At 68.5% G+C, this 14,154-nt stretch carries 14 protein-coding genes; 2 read left to right on the forward strand and 12 right to left on the reverse strand.

Going from position 1 to position 14,154, the window contains the following annotated elements:
• The first annotated feature begins 180 nt into the window (after nucleotides 1-180).
• Nucleotides 181-912: an OmpW/AlkL family protein gene (locus HMPREF3115_RS07455; protein WP_006406998.1), complete on the forward strand. Its 732-nt coding sequence runs from the start codon at nucleotides 181-183 to the stop codon at nucleotides 910-912.
• 140 nt (nucleotides 913-1,052) lie between these two features.
• Here HMPREF3115_RS07455 and ugpQ read toward each other — a convergent pair whose 3' ends face one another.
• The 12 genes from ugpQ to HMPREF3115_RS07515 all read right to left on the reverse strand — a co-directional run bounded on the left by ugpQ (nucleotide 1,053) and on the right by HMPREF3115_RS07515 (nucleotide 13,240).
• Nucleotides 1,053-1,829 (reverse strand): glycerophosphodiester phosphodiesterase, encoded by a 777-nt coding sequence (ugpQ, locus tag HMPREF3115_RS07460; RefSeq protein WP_070553942.1) that lies wholly within the window; start codon nucleotides 1,827-1,829, stop codon nucleotides 1,053-1,055.
• A gap of 19 nt (nucleotides 1,830-1,848) precedes the next feature.
• Nucleotides 1,849-2,934: a sn-glycerol-3-phosphate import ATP-binding protein UgpC gene (locus HMPREF3115_RS07465; protein ID WP_070553944.1), complete on the reverse strand. Its 1,086-nt coding sequence runs from the start codon at nucleotides 2,932-2,934 to the stop codon at nucleotides 1,849-1,851.
• Nucleotides 2,935-2,965: 31 nt separating this feature from the next.
• A complete protein-coding gene (gene ugpE, locus HMPREF3115_RS07470) occupies nucleotides 2,966-3,811 on the reverse strand; it encodes a sn-glycerol-3-phosphate ABC transporter permease UgpE (RefSeq protein ID WP_070553946.1) in 846 nt (281 codons plus the stop codon).
• A complete protein-coding gene (gene ugpA, locus HMPREF3115_RS07475; RefSeq protein WP_006416608.1) occupies nucleotides 3,808-4,692 on the reverse strand; it encodes a sn-glycerol-3-phosphate ABC transporter permease UgpA in 885 nt (294 codons plus the stop codon). Before ugpA ends, ugpE begins: the two co-directional genes overlap by 4 nt.
• A gap of 92 nt (nucleotides 4,693-4,784) precedes the next feature.
• The gene (ugpB, locus tag HMPREF3115_RS07480; protein ID WP_070553948.1) at nucleotides 4,785-6,119 is read right to left on the reverse strand and encodes a sn-glycerol-3-phosphate ABC transporter substrate-binding protein UgpB; all 1,335 of its coding nucleotides are present in this window, start codon (nucleotides 6,117-6,119) and stop codon (nucleotides 4,785-4,787) included.
• 88 nt (nucleotides 6,120-6,207) lie between these two features.
• Nucleotides 6,208-7,392, reverse strand: a complete 1,185-nt coding sequence (locus HMPREF3115_RS07485) for a deoxyguanosinetriphosphate triphosphohydrolase (protein WP_088927976.1) — start codon at nucleotides 7,390-7,392, stop codon at nucleotides 6,208-6,210.
• A 64-nt stretch (nucleotides 7,393-7,456) separates the two neighbouring features.
• Nucleotides 7,457-8,536 carry a 3-dehydroquinate synthase gene (gene aroB, locus HMPREF3115_RS07490; protein ID WP_070553950.1) on the reverse strand — a complete coding sequence of 360 codons (1,080 nt, stop codon included), beginning with the start codon at nucleotides 8,534-8,536 and terminating at the stop codon, nucleotides 7,457-7,459.
• Complete coding sequence (locus HMPREF3115_RS07495) at nucleotides 8,533-9,087, reverse strand: shikimate kinase (RefSeq protein WP_012467729.1); 555 nt, start codon at nucleotides 9,085-9,087, stop codon at nucleotides 8,533-8,535. Before HMPREF3115_RS07495 ends, aroB begins: the two co-directional genes overlap by 4 nt.
• A gap of 40 nt (nucleotides 9,088-9,127) precedes the next feature.
• Nucleotides 9,128-10,843, reverse strand: a complete 1,716-nt coding sequence (locus HMPREF3115_RS07500; RefSeq protein ID WP_070553952.1) for a type IV pilus secretin PilQ — start codon at nucleotides 10,841-10,843, stop codon at nucleotides 9,128-9,130.
• Nucleotides 10,840-11,697: a pilus assembly protein gene (locus HMPREF3115_RS07505; RefSeq protein ID WP_070553954.1), complete on the reverse strand. Its 858-nt coding sequence runs from the start codon at nucleotides 11,695-11,697 to the stop codon at nucleotides 10,840-10,842. The genes HMPREF3115_RS07500 and HMPREF3115_RS07505 overlap by 4 nt, the downstream gene beginning before the upstream one ends.
• Nucleotides 11,694-12,320 carry a hypothetical protein gene (locus HMPREF3115_RS07510; protein ID WP_006407007.1) on the reverse strand — a complete coding sequence of 209 codons (627 nt, stop codon included), beginning with the start codon at nucleotides 12,318-12,320 and terminating at the stop codon, nucleotides 11,694-11,696. The genes HMPREF3115_RS07505 and HMPREF3115_RS07510 overlap by 4 nt, the downstream gene beginning before the upstream one ends.
• Nucleotides 12,317-13,240: a type IV pilus biogenesis protein PilM gene (locus tag HMPREF3115_RS07515; RefSeq protein ID WP_070553955.1), complete on the reverse strand. Its 924-nt coding sequence runs from the start codon at nucleotides 13,238-13,240 to the stop codon at nucleotides 12,317-12,319. Before HMPREF3115_RS07515 ends, HMPREF3115_RS07510 begins: the two co-directional genes overlap by 4 nt.
• A gap of 215 nt (nucleotides 13,241-13,455) precedes the next feature.
• Between HMPREF3115_RS07515 and HMPREF3115_RS32250 the strand changes: the two genes are divergently transcribed.
• Nucleotides 13,456-14,154 (forward strand): transglycosylase domain-containing protein (locus tag HMPREF3115_RS32250; RefSeq protein WP_256276101.1); only part of this gene is annotated, 699 nt, incomplete at its 3' end.

Genomic DNA, 14,154 nt, shown 5'->3' on the forward strand with positions numbered 1-14,154 from the left:
TTTGAACGCGTTAGGAAATACCCGGGGGTCCGAATGTGCGCACCTGCGTAGAATGCCCGCGCGGCGGTGCGCGAAAGCGTACGGTCGTACTAAACCTAGGGAGAAAACTCTAGCTTACGAGCTTGTTTGGTTTTAAACGCAGTCGTCATAATGAGCACGCCTTTGATCGGAGGAGACACAATGAAACGAAAACTGGCCATTACGGGGGCCGCAGCGCTCGCATTCGCACTGGCGGGCGGCACGGCACACGCACAATCTGCAGGTAGTTTTTACGTCAGCACCGGCTGGTTTCACCTGTCCCCGCAGGACAGCAGCGACCCGCTCTTTGTCTATGGCGTCGGCGGCACGCCCGTCAATCAGTCCGTTCCCAACACCGGTGCGGGCATCAACGATGCCGACACGCTCGGCCTGGCGACCGGCTACTTCCTCACCGACCACATTTCCACCGAATTCGTCCTCGGTGTGCCGCCGAAGTTCGACATCACCGGAAAAGGTCAGTTCGCGAACTTCGGCGTGCTCGGCCGCGCGTATCAGTGGAGCCCCGCACTGCTGCTGCGCTACCACTTCAACGACGCGAACGCGAAATTCCGCCCGTATGTCGGCATCGGCGCGACGTACGTCTGGTTCACCGGCGCGAAGATCACGAACACCGCGTTCGAGAACGGCGTGCTCGGCGGCCCCACCAGTGCAACGACGAGCAATCAGTGGGCCCCGGTCTTCAACGCAGGCTTCACGTACAACTTCACGAAGCACTGGTTCGCCGGCCTGTCGATTTCGTACGTGCCGGTGAGCGTCACCGCGACTTTCACCACCGCTCGCCGCACGCAGGTCGGCACGCTGACCGAAACCTCGAAAGCCCACATCTCGCTGAACCCGATCGTCACGTACCTGAACGTCGGCTACCGTTTCTAAGCGTAGTCGAATATTTGGGGAATGGTTAATCCCGCTGCAATTTGTAGCGGAATTTTCCCGCCGTAACGTCTCCGCGATGCAAAACGCCCCGGCCAAACCGCGCCGGGGCGTCGTCTTTTCGCGTCAGGCTCGTTGGCGCGCTAGGCCGCGCCCTGCACGACGTCGTCGAGCGCGTGCGGGCCGATCAGGTCGATCCGGTCCGTGCAGACCGCGTCGACACCCCAGCGCACCAGTTCGCTCGCCCGCGCGAGGTCGTTCACCGTGTAAACCAGAATGCGCAGCCCGGCCGCCTTGATCGCGCGCACCTGCGTTTCGTCGAGACGCGTATGGTCGGCGTGCAGCGACACGCAGCCGAGCGCGTCGACGACCTGCGCGTGCCAGTCCGGCGGCACCGTTTCGTACAGCATCCCGCGCGGCAGCTCGGGCGCCGTCTCGCGCGCCTCGCGCAGCGCCTCGAACGAGAACGACGACAGCAGCGGCGGCACCGCCGCGCCGCGCCAGTATGCGGCCGCATCGGCGGCCACGCGCCGCCCGGTGTCGCGCTCGCGGCCCGGGCACGGCTTGATCTCGACGTTCGCCGCGAGACCGAGCGCAATGCAGCGAGCGGCGGCCGCCTCGAGCGTCGGCATCCGCTCGCCGGCAAAGCGCGCGTCGCGCCACGCGCCCGCGTCGAGCGCCGCAAGCGCCGCATAGCGCATGCCTGCAGCGGCGCCCTGGCCGTTCGAGGTGCGCTCGACCGTGTCGTCGTGCAGCAGGAACGTGACGTCGTCGGCCGACAGCTTCGCGTCGAACTCGACCATGCGATGGCCGCGCCGCGCGCCTTCGTCGAGCGCCGCGAGCGTGTTCTCGGGCGCGAGCGTGCCGCCGCCGCGGTGCGCGACCACGCGCGGATAGGGCCAGTCGGAGCGGGAAGTCATCGTCAGCCTCTCTGCGGATTCAGTCGGCGCGCCGGCCGGTTTCGGGATCGAAGAAATGCAGCCGGTGCGCAGGCAGGGCGACCGCCAGCGCGCTGCCGCGCGCCGGACGCTCCGCGTGCGGCAGCCGCACCGCGACGTCGTGACTGCCCCAGCGGCCGTGCGCGAGATTGTCCGCGCCGAGCAGCTCGCACGAATCGACCGGCAGCGTCGCGTGCGGGACGCCGGGCTGCGGCGTCATGTGTTCCGGACGCACGCCGAGCACCCAGTCGCGGCCGGTCGCGATCGCGCCGCCGATGCCGGGCGCGCCGGCCACCGGCAGCGCCGGCCCGCCGCCCGCGACGGTAAACGTCGCGCCGTCGTCCGACAGCCGGCCGTGCAGCAGATTCATCGCCGGCGATCCGATGAAGCCCGCGACGAACATCGTCGCCGGCCGTTCGTACACGTCGACCGGCGCGCCGATCTGCTCGGCGTAGCCGCGGTTCATCACGATCACGCGCTGCGCGAGCGTCATCGCCTCGATCTGGTCGTGCGTCACGTAGACGCTCGTCGTCTCGAGCCGCGCGTGCAGCCGCTGGATCTCGAGGCGCATCTGCACGCGCAGCTTCGCGTCGAGATTCGACAGCGGCTCGTCGAACAGAAACACCGACGGCTCGCGCACGATCGCACGCCCCATCGCGACGCGCTGCCGCTGACCGCCCGACAGTTCGCGCGGCCGCCGCGCGAGCAGCGCTTCGAGCTCGAGGATCTTCGCGGCCGCGGCGACGCGCGCGTCGATCGTCGCGCAGTCGATGCCGCGGATCTTCAGCCCGTAGCCCATGTTCTGCGCGACCGTCATGTGCGGATACAGCGCGTAGTTCTGAAACACCATCGCAATGTCGCGATCCTTCGGCTCGAGCGCGTTCACGACGCGCCCGCCGATCGCGATCTCGCCGTCGGTCACGGTCTCGAGCCCCGCGATCATCCGCAGCAGCGTCGACTTGCCGCAACCCGACGGGCCCACCAGCACGATGAATTCGCCGTCGGCGATCTCCACGTCGATGCCGTGCAGCACGTGCTGCTTGCCGTCGTACGATTTCCTGACGCCCTTCAAGCTCAGCGCAGCCATACCCGATCCATCTCCCGTTTGCGTGCGTCGTTCATTTTTCGGAGTCGACGAGGCCGCGCACGAACCAGCGCTGCATCGCCAGCACGACGACGAGCGGCGGCACCATCGCCAGCAGCGTCGCCGCCATTACGTATTGCCATTCGGTCGCCGCGTCGCCGCTCGCGATCATCGTCTTGATTCCGACCACCGCCGTCGACAGCGACGCCTCCGTCGTGATCAGGATCGGCCACAGATACTGGTTCCAGCCGTAGATGAACGTGATCACGAACAGCGCGGCGATGCTCGTCTTCGACAGCGGCACCACGACGTCCCAGAAAAAGCGCAGCGGGCCCGCGCCGTCGATGCGCGCGGCGTCCATCAGCTCGTCGGGCAGCGTCATGAAGAACTGGCGGAACAGGAAGGTCGCGGTCGCCGACGCGATCAGCGGCAGCGTGAGCCCCGCATAGCTGTTCGTCAGATGCAGCGTCGACACAACCTGCACGGTCGGAAAGATCCGCACTTCGACCGGCAGCATCAGCGTGACGAAGATCAGCCAGAACGCGGCGTTGCGAAACGGAAAGCGGAAATAGACGATCGCGTACGCGGACAGGATCGACACCGCGATCTTGCCGACCGCGATCCCGAGCGCCATCGCGAAGCTGTTCAGCAGCAAACGGCCGAACGGCGCGGTCGTGCCGCCGCTGCCGTGCCCCCAGATGTACGCGACGTTCTCGAACAGATGCGTGCTCGGCACGAGCGACAGCGGCACCGTGAACACTTCCTGCGCGTTCATCGTCGCCGCGCAGAACGCGACGTACACCGGAAACACGATCAGCACGACGCCGGCGATCAGCACCGCGTGGCAGAACAGGTCGAAGCCCTTGCGATTCTCGATCATGCGTATTGCACCCTGCGTTCGACGAAGCGGAACTGGATCACGGTGAGCCCGACCACGATGATCATCAACACGACCGACTGCGCGCCGGAGCTGCCGATGTCGAGGCCCTGAAAGCCCTCCGCGAAGATCTTGTAGATCAGCGTCTTCGTGCTCTGCGCCGGGCCGCCGCCGGTGGCGGCATCGATCACCGGGAACGTGTCGAAGAACGCGTAGACGAGATTCACGACGAGCAGGAAAAAGCTCGTCGGCGACAGGAGTGGCAGCACGATGTTGAAGAAGCGCCGCACCGGGCCCGCGCCGTCGATCGCGGCCGCCTCGATCAGCGAACGCGGGATCGCCTGCAGCCCCGCGTAGAAGAACAGGAAGTTGTAGCTGACCTGCTTCCACACCGACGCCAGCACGACGAGGAACATCGCCTGCCCGCCGTTCAATGCATGGTTCCACACGATGCCCTGCTTCGCGAGCGCATACGTGACGAGCCCGATGCTCGGGTTGAACAGGAAGGCCCAAAGCACGGCCGCGATCGTCGGCGCGACCGCGTACGGCCAGATCAGCAGCGTGCGATACGCGCGCGCGCCGCGCGTCACGCGATCCGCACATGCGGCGAGCAGCAGCGACACGATCAGCCCGCTCACCGTGACGAGCGCACTGAACACCAGCGTCGTGCGAAACGAATCGAGATAGAGCGGATCCGCGAACAGGTGCGTGAAGTTCGCGAGGCCGACGAACTCGCTCGACGTGCCGAACGCGTCCTGCATCTGCGTCGACTGCCACAGCGCGACGCCGGCCGGCCAGAGGAAGAACACGGCGGTGATCGCGAGCTGCGGCGCGATCAGCAGATACGGCAGCAGGCTCGTGCCGAAACGGGAACGGGATTGCATCGCGGAGATCCGGTCAGACGAAACGGAAACGAAGCCGCGCCGCGGCGCGCGGCGCATGTGCGACGCGGCCCGCGGCACGGCGCGAGACGGGCTCAGCCGCCGGACTTCTCGAAGCGGCGCAGCAGTTCGTTGCCGCGCGACGCCGCCGCGTCGAGCGCGTCCTTCGGCGACTTCTTCTGCGCCCAGACCTGCTCGAGCTCTTCGTCGACGACCGTGCGGATCTGCGGCATGTTGCCGAGGCGCAGCCCCTTCGTATAGGGCAGCGGCGGCTTGTTCAGCATCTGCTTGATCGCGGTTTCGGCGCTCGGATTCTTCGCATAGAAGCCCTGCTGGCGCGTGAGGTCGTAGGCGGCGGTCGTGACCGGCAGGTAGCCCGTCTCCTGGTGCCACTTCGCGGCGATCGGCGGCGACGTGAGGAACGCGAGGAATTTCGCGACCCCCTTGTACGTCGCCGGATCCTTGCCGGCCAGCACCCACAGGCTCGCGCCGCCGATGATCGCATTCTGCGGCGCGCCCTTCACGTTCGCGTCGTACGGCATCATCCCGGTGCCGTAGCTGAACTTCGCGAATTTCTGCACGTTCGCGAGCGCGCCCGACGACGTCGTCATGATGCCGCAGTCGCCGCTATAGAACTTCGCGGACGCCTCGTCCTTGCGGCCCGCGTATGTAAACGTGCCGTCCTTCGCCATCTCTTGCAGGAACGCGACGTGCGCAATCTGCTGCGGCTTGTTGAACTCGAGCACCGCGTCCGAGCCGTCGAAGCCGTTGTTGCGGCTCGCGAACGGCAGCGCATGCCACGCGCTGTAGTTCTCGAGCTGAATCCAGCCCTGCCAGCCCGTCGTGAAGCCGCACGTCATGCCGGCCTTGCGCAGCTTCTCCGAATCGGCCTTCACGTCCGCCCAGGTCTTCGGCGGCTGGTTCGGGTCGAGGCCGACCTTCTTGAACGCGTCCTTGTTGTAGTACAGCACCGGCGTCGAGCTGTTGAACGGCATCGACACGAGATGGCCCGTCTTCGCGTCGCTGTAGTAGCTCGCGATCGTCGGCACGAACGCCTTTTCGTCGAGCGGCACGCCGGCCTGCCTGAACACGTCGTACACCGGCACGACGGCTTTCTTCGCCTGCATCATCGTGGCCGTGCCGACTTCGTACACCTGCAGGATCGCCGGCGCGTTGCCGCTGCGATAGGCGGCGATGCCGGCCGCGAGCGTCTGGTCGTAGGTGCCCTTGAAGACCGGCACGATCTTGTAATCGCTCTGCGACGCGTTGAATTGCGTCGCCAGCTCGTTCACGCGCTCGCCGAGCGCGGCTTCCATCGCGTGCCAGAACTGGATCTCCGTCACCGCGAATGCCGCATGCTGCACACCGAACATCAGCGCGCCGCCGAGCACGATCGAACGAACCACGGTCCCCGCAGGCTTCTTCTTCATCGACCTCTCCTATGAAAACGTTACCAACAGCGTGTGCAAGCTTCCCGTCGCCATTGAACCGGCGAAGTCTAGTGATCGTTTATGACAGTCAGTTGTCGTTGATGACGAACAGCCGCTGGTACTCCTTCAGCGCGAACCGGTCGGTCATCCCGGCGATGTAATGCGCGACGAGACGCGGCTGCTGCGCGCGATCGTCGGACTGATAGGGCGGCGGCAGCAGGCGCGGATCGTCGATGAACGCATCGAACAGCCCGGTGACGACGCGCTGCGCCTTGCTCGCCATGCGCATCACCTTGTAGTGGCGATACAGGTTCTTGAACAGGAAACGCTTGAGCGCGGCCGCCTGCGCGGCCACGGGCTCGCTGTGCGACACGAGCGGCGGCGCCGCGCGCACGTCGTCGATCGATGCGGGCGCGACGCGCGCGAGATTGCGCGTCGTTTCGTCGATCAGGTCGACGATCAGCGTGTTGATGATGCGGCGCACCGTCTCGTGCACGAGGCGGCGGCCTTCGAGATGGGGAAACTCGGCGAGCGCCTGCTCGTAGTGGCGCTGCCACAGCTCGACTTCCGCGAGCTGCTCGATCGTGATCAGCCCCGAGCGCAGACCGTCGTCGACGTCGTGATTGTTGTAGGCGATCTCGTCCGCGATGTTCGCGAGCTGCGCTTCGAGCGACGGCTGCCGCCCCTGCAGGAAACGCTCGCCGAGCGCACCGAGCTTGCGCGCGTTCTCGCGCGAGCAATGCTTCAGGATCCCTTCGCGCGTTTCGAAACACAGGTTCAGCCCGTTGAACGCGCCGTAATGTTCCTCGAGCTCGTCGACGACCGCGAGGCTCTGCAGGTTGTGTTCGAAGCCGCCGTATTCGCGCATGCAGGCATTCAGCGCATCCTGCCCGGCATGACCGAACGGCGTATGGCCGAGATCGTGCGCGAGCGAGATCGCTTCGACGAGATCCTCGTTCAGGCGCAGGTTCCGCGCGACCGAACGCGCGATCTGCGCGACTTCGAGGCTATGCGTGAGACGCGTGCGGAACAGGTCGCCTTCGTGATTGACGAATACCTGCGTCTTGTATTCGAGCCGGCGAAACGCGGTCGAGTGAACGATGCGGTCGCGGTCGCGCTGGAATTCGGTGCGTGCCGCGGGCGGCGCCTCCGGGTAGCGGCGGCCGCGCGATTGCGAGGCATGCGCAGCATACGGAGCGAGGTGGGCTTCCAGCGCCGCCAGCGTGGGCGGCTCGACGACGGCGGCGGCTGGGCCACGGCCGGTTTCGGGCAGATTGCGGCTGGATGTCTCGCTCACGTCTCCTCCATGTCAGGGGCGCCGGGCGTCCGGGGCGCGATTACCGGGTCGTATGCGCCAGTGTAGCGAACACCGCTTCGTCGGGCGCCTGCGTGATCAGCGTATCGCCGAAGCGCTTCAGCAAAATGAACTTGATCGCGCCGGCTTCGGCCTTCTTGTCGACGCGCATCAGCTCCATGTAGCGCGCGTCGCCGAGCGCCGGCCCGCGCGTAGGCAGATGCGCGGCCGCGATCACCGCGTCGAGCCGCTGCCGCGACGCGTCGTCGAGCAGCCCGAGCCGCACCGACAGATCGGCCGCCATCACCATCCCGCAGCCGACCGCCTCGCCGTGCAGCCATTCGCCGTAGCCGAGGCCCGCCTCGATCGCGTGGCCGAACGTATGTCCGAAATTGAGGATCGCGCGCAGGCCGCCCTCGCGCTCGTCGGCCGCGACGACGCTCGCCTTGATCTCGCACGACCGCTTCACCGCATGCGCAAGCGCCGCGGGATCGCGCCGGTTCAGCGCGTCGACGTTCGCCTCGATCCAGTCGAAGAATGCGGCATCGGCGATCGCGCCGGTCTTGATGACCTCGGCGATGCCGGCCGCGAGCTCGCGCTCGGGCAGCGTCGTCAGCGCGCCGATGTCGGCGATCACCGCCTGCGGCTGGTAAAACGCGCCGATCATGTTCTTGCCGAGCGGATGATTGATGCCCGTCTTGCCGCCGACCGACGAATCGACCTGCGACAGCAGCGTGGTCGGCACCTGGATGAACGGCACGCCGCGCATGTAGCAGGCGGCGGCAAAGCCCGTCATGTCGCCGATCACGCCGCCGCCGAGTGCGACGAGCGTCGTCTTGCGATCGGCGCGCTCGCCGAGCAGCCCGTCGAAAATGAGGTTCAGCGTTTCCCAGTTCTTGTAGGCTTCGCCGTCGGGCAGCACGACCGTCGATACGTGCTTGCCGAGCGGCGCGAGCGCCGCGCGCAGCGCGTCGCCGTAAAGCGGATCGACCGTCGTGTTCGTGACGATCGTCACCGACGAACCTGTGATGTGGGGAGCGAACAGCTCGGCGCGGCCGATCAGGCCGGCGCCAATGTGAATCGGGTAGGCGCGGTCGCCCAGATCGACGTTGACAGTAATCATGCTTGTAGCGGCTTGGCGACGACGCCCGCCAGTTCGAGTTGCATCAGCACCATGTTGACGAGACCGTTGACGGACGGGCGGCCCGTTTCGATCACGAAGTCCGCGCATTCGCGGTACAGCGGGTCGCGCACTTCGTAGAGCGCTTCGAGACGGGCCTTCGGATCGTCGGTCTGCAGCAGCGGACGGTTTTTGTCCTTGCGTGTGCGAAGCCACAGATCGTGCGGGTTGGCGCGCAGATAGACGACGATGCCGTTGCCTTTCAGGCACGCGCGATTTTCGGCCCGCAGCACCGCGCCGCCGCCCGTCGCGAGCACGATGTTCTCGCGCTGCGTGAGTTCGGCGATCATCTGCGCCTCGCGGTCGCGAAACCCGGCCTCGCCCTCCAGCTCGAAGATCACCGGAATGCGCGCGCCCGTGCGGGCCTCGATTTCGTGGTCGGAGTCGAAGAACGTCCTGTCGAGCCGGCGCGCGACCGCACGGCCCACGGTGGTCTTACCCGCTCCCATAAGGCCGACGAAAAATACGTTTGCATGTGGGTCCCGCGCTTGCAACGGCTTCCTCTGCTTCAATCTTGCTGGTGTGTGGCGCAGCTTACTGGCAAAGCGACTGCCTTGTCGAGCCTGCGCCACCCGCTTCCGGCCCCGATTTCTCGGCATTTTCGTCGGCTGTGCCGGGCGGGCCGCACCCGGCGCTGACGATCGTCGGCGTGATGAATACGACCAGCTCGCTACGCTGCTCGCGCTGCGCGCGATGCCGGAAAAGCGCGCCCAGAACCGGTATTTTGCCCAACAGCGGCACCCGCGTCACATCGTGCCGATGCAGCCGCTCATAGATCCCGCCGATCGCAACCGTGCCGCCGTCGTCGACTTCGACGCGCGTCTGCACGTGTTTCGTATGGATCGCGGGCCCGGCCGCGGTCGGTTCGCCGACGCTGTCCTTCGTCACGTCGAGGTCGAGCACGACGCGCCCGTCCGGCGTGATCTGCGGCTCGACCTCGAGCTTCAGCGTCGCGCGGCGGAACTGCACGCCCGTCACGCCGTTGCCGACCTTTGCCTGATACGGCAGCTCCGCGCCCTGCTCGACGAGCGCCTTCGCGCGATCGGCCGTCACGACGCGCGGGCTCGACACGATCTGGCCGCGCCCCTGCGCCTCCAACGCGCTCAGCTCGACGTCGAGCACGCGGCTGAGCGGCGCGGCGAGCAGCGTGAAGCCGGCCGTCGCCGCATCGAACCCGGCGAGCGGCCGCGCGGCCAGATCGAGCGCCGTGCGTGGGCCGGCCGGGGACGCGGCAGCTTCGGCCGCCGCCGGCTGCCCTTGCGCGCGCAGCGCGAGCTGCGCGCCGAGATGACGCGAAAAGCCCTGCTCGCCCTCGACGATGCGCGCCTCGATGCGCACCTGCCGCGACGGCCGGTCGAGTGCCGCGATCAGATCGGCGATCTGGGCGATGCGCGGCGCAAGATCGGTGACGAACAGCAGGTTCGTGCGCGCATCGGCGGCCGCGGCACCGCGCTTCGATAGCAGGCGCTGGCCGGTCGCGCCGGCCAGCAGCCGCTGCACGTCCTGCGCACGCGCGTAGTGCAATTCGAACCGGCGGCTCTCGAGCGGCTCCAGATCGGCGGCTCGCGCGTGCGTTTCGAAGCGCTCGCGCTCACGCACCGCCAGTTCGGCGGCCGGCGTCACCCAGACGATGTCGCCGCGCCGGGACATCGCGAGCCCGTGCGTGTCGAGCAGCGTGTCGAATGCATCGCGCCAGCGGACATTGTTCAGACGTAAGGTCACGGTGCCGCGAACCTGCTCGCTCACGACGATGTTCAGGCCCGTGAAGCGTGCGAATGCGTCGAAGGCGGCCGTCAGGTCCGCGCGCTGCAGGTTCAGCGAGATGCGGCGCGTATCGTCCGCATCGCCTGCGCGATGCGCGGCCGCGTCGTTCATGCGCGCAGGCGGCGGCAGCGGGATCGGCGGCCCTTCCAGCGCCGGTGCCGGCGCGGCCGGTTGCGCGTGCTGCGCGACGCGGGATGCGTGTTCGAACGGCGGCGGGCTCGCGCCCGGTGAGGCGGCTTCGTGCGTGCGGTCGGATTGGGCGTGCGACGCCGCGCGATCGGCCGCACCGTCGATTGCGTCATCGATCGCGCCGTCCGGCACGCCCGGCGGCAGCGGCGCCTCGCGCGCTTCAGCCATCGTCGAGGCGACCGGCCAGGCCGCAGGCAGCGGCGGCAACCCGGCGTTCGCCGCAGCCGCGCCGAGGCCGACGGCGCCGACTCCGATACCAAACCAGACCACAATGCCGTACCGGTTGAGCTTCGTCACGAGCGGCCTCCGTCTTCGAGTGCGAGCCGCCGCGGGCCGTCCGACGTCGACAGCGTCACGGCGCCCGCATCGACGCGTGCAACGCGCAATGCACCGAGCGCGTCGCCGGCCCGCACGGCCGTGAAGCGGCCATCGCCGTCGTCGAACAGCACCAGCGCCGTGCGCATGTCGCGGATCAGCCCGGCAAGGCGCGGCAACCGCCCGTCGGCCATCGCGAACGCCTCCGCACCGCCGAACGGATCGCCATCCAGCGCAGGCGTTGCCGCGCCGCTGGACGCGATGCCGGGCAACGTCGGAAACACGTCGACCGACATGTCGATCCTCACGCCATCGGGACCGCGTTCGACACGCAGCGTCGCCGGCACCGCGAGCACCGAAAAATCCGCCAGTGCGCCGATTGCGCGCGCGGGCGCCGCCGGTTCGCCGGCCGCGACGAGCCGCACCGTACGGCGACCGTACGCTGCCGCACGGTCGGCCTTCAGCGGTTCGACCGATACGACGTGCAGCCCGCTCGATGCAACGAGGTCGGCCAGCTCGAGCATGAGCGCGCCCCACTCGCGCACGGGCGGCGTACCGTCGCCGGCTGCGGCGCGCGGTCTCGCGTTTCGGTTCGTCGCGGCCGTTTCGAGCGCGTGCTCAAGGTCCGCGACACGCGTCCGTGCCGCCTGCAGAAGCGCGCCGCTGCGCGCGAGCCCGCTCCAGTCGGCCGCGTTCGACAGATGAATGCCGCCCGCCAGCACGACGGCGAACGCCAACGCGCAGCCGGCAGCATGCGCAGCGGCCGGCGACATGCGCCGCTTGATACGCGGCCATGCCGCGACGAGCGGGCCGCCTGCGGTCGCGATCGTCGTCATGCGCCATCTCCCGGCGTCGCGCGCCGCGGCGTCGCATCGCGCCAGCGCACGTGCGCGGAAAACGCGATCGGCGCGCCCGCCGCAACGGGCGCCGCCGCCGACGCCGGTTTCAATGCATCGACGTCGATTCGCGCGTCGCGCTGCTCGCGCGCGACGCTGGCGAGCCAACGCGCACCCGCGCGGTAGCTCGCCGCGCGCACGTCGAGCACGACGCCGGAACGCGTCGCATGCAGCGCGTCGATGCGCACCGTGTCGTCGCGCACGTGCGCGAGTGTCGCGAGCAGCGCGCTCACGCGCCGGTGTGGCTCCGCCAGCTCGACTGCCTGCACGTCGCGCTGCGTGACGGCGCCTGCCGTACGCGCGGCGCGCTTCGCCGCAGCGGCCTGCGGCTCCAGTTGCCGCAACCGTACGTCGAGACGCAGGCGCTCGGCGTCCATGTCGAGCCGCCGCCATGTGCAGCCGGCTGTCCATAGGCCGACGCCGAGCGCGGCGAGCAGGATCGCCGCACCGCACTGCGCCGCCTGACGCCGCCGCAGCGCACGCGCAACGCGCTCGCGGTACGGCAGCAGGTTGAAGCCGTCGAGCCGAAGCGGGCCGGCCGCACGCAAGCGCTTCGCGATCATTCCCACACCCCGCGCAGCGCAAGCCCGAACGCGACCGCGAACGCCGGCGCGCTCGGCACCCCGGCCGGCGCGATCGGACGCCCGTCCCACCCGGTACAGTCGAACGGCACCGACGTCGCGCCGAGCGCGTCGCCGATATCGGCCAGCGACAGGCCGAAGCGCGCGACACATCGCTCATCGCCGGCTACCAGCACGCAGCCGACCCGCTCCTGTGCACCTGCGCGCAACGCATCGGCCAACGCGCCCGGCATGTCGGCGGGCAGCGCGAGCATCGGCGCGGCGAGCGCGCCGTCGATGCGCCAGCCGCGCACGCCCGCGTCGGAGAACCACAGCGCCGCGTACGGCCCCTGAGCGTCGAGCTCGAACTGCGCGGCGTAGCGCAGCGCGCGCAGTGCGGCGGCCGATTCGCTGTCGACGGCCGTCAGGTCGATCCCCGCTTGCGCGGCGACGTCGATCCGCCGTTCGAGCAACGCCAGCGGTGCGGCCGCGACCGCGATCTCCTGCGCGCACGCGCCGTCGTCGTGCCGCCAGTCGAACGCGATGCTGTCCGGCGCAAGCCCCGAGATGCGCTCGGCAGCCTGCCGCGCCGCATCGGCGATGTCGTCGCGCCCCGCCAGATCGAGCGTGGCCGTGCGCATCTCGTCGTCGCGCAGCGCCATCACGCCGCGCGTGTCGCAGCGCACGCCAGCGCCGGTGAGCCGCGCGACGGCAGCCGACAGCGCCCGCGCGACTGCCGCCCAGCGCGCATCGGCGCCCTCCGGCAGTGCGAGCGGTTCCCGCTCAAGCGCTTCGATCCGCACGTCGGCCACGCGGCCGCGCCGGCTCAGCACCACGATCCTGACCTCGCCCGCGCCGACGTCGATACCCGTCGATCGGTGCCTGCCCGGCACGAAGCGCGCCGCCGCCCATCGTCCTGTCATTCCAGCCTCCCGCGATCGTCGCAGCCCATGCCGCGATCCGAGGCCCGATTCTGGCGAGCAGTGCGCGCCGCCGACAGTCGACCGAACGGCCAATGGCGCACGAGCCGGCCGCCGGGCTATGCTGATCTCGGCACGGTCGCGCGGTTGCCCGGCCGCTTCCCCCGCGCCGGGGCCGCCTCCGGCGGGCAGCTATAATCGCGGGACTGTTTTCCGGTATGCCTATGCAATCCACGTCTCCTACGCCCCCGCCTCCGTCCCCGGAGCCGAAGAAGCGCCCCTGGTGGCAAAAAGCGCTGTTCGGCTTCGCCGCGATGTGCGTGGCGCTCGTCGTGGCCGGCGGCCTCGTGCTCGGCTATGCGCTCGTCGTCGCGTGGCCGAACATGCCGTCGCTCGACGCGCTGACCGACTATCGGCCGAAGGTGCCGCTGCGCATCTATACGTCCGATCACGTGCTGATCGGCGAATTCGGCGAGGAACGCCGCGACATCGTCCATTTCAAGGACGTCCCCGATTCGCTGAAAAAGGCGATCCTCGCGATCGAGGACGCGCGCTTCTACGATCACGGCGGCGTCGACCTCACCGGCATCCTCCGCGCAGGCGTCGTCGCGCTGACGAACGGCCACGCGACACAGGGCGCGAGTACGATCACGATGCAGGTCGCGCGCAACTTCTTCCTGTCGAGCGAGAAGACGTACACGCGCAAGATCTACGAGATGCTGCTCGCGTACCGGATCGAGCGCGCGCTCACGAAAGATCAGATTCTCGAGGTCTATATGAATCAGATCTATCTCGGCCAGCGCGCGTACGGCTTCGCGAGCGCCGCGCGCGTCTATTTCGGCAAGGACCTGAAAGACATCACGCTCGCCGAAGCGGCGATGCTGGCAGGGCTGCCGAAGGCGCCGTCCGCGTACAAC

The sequence above is a fragment of the Burkholderia sp. HMSC10F09 genome, assembly GCF_001806955.1.
Lineage (GTDB): Bacteria > Pseudomonadota > Gammaproteobacteria > Burkholderiales > Burkholderiaceae > Burkholderia > Burkholderia multivorans.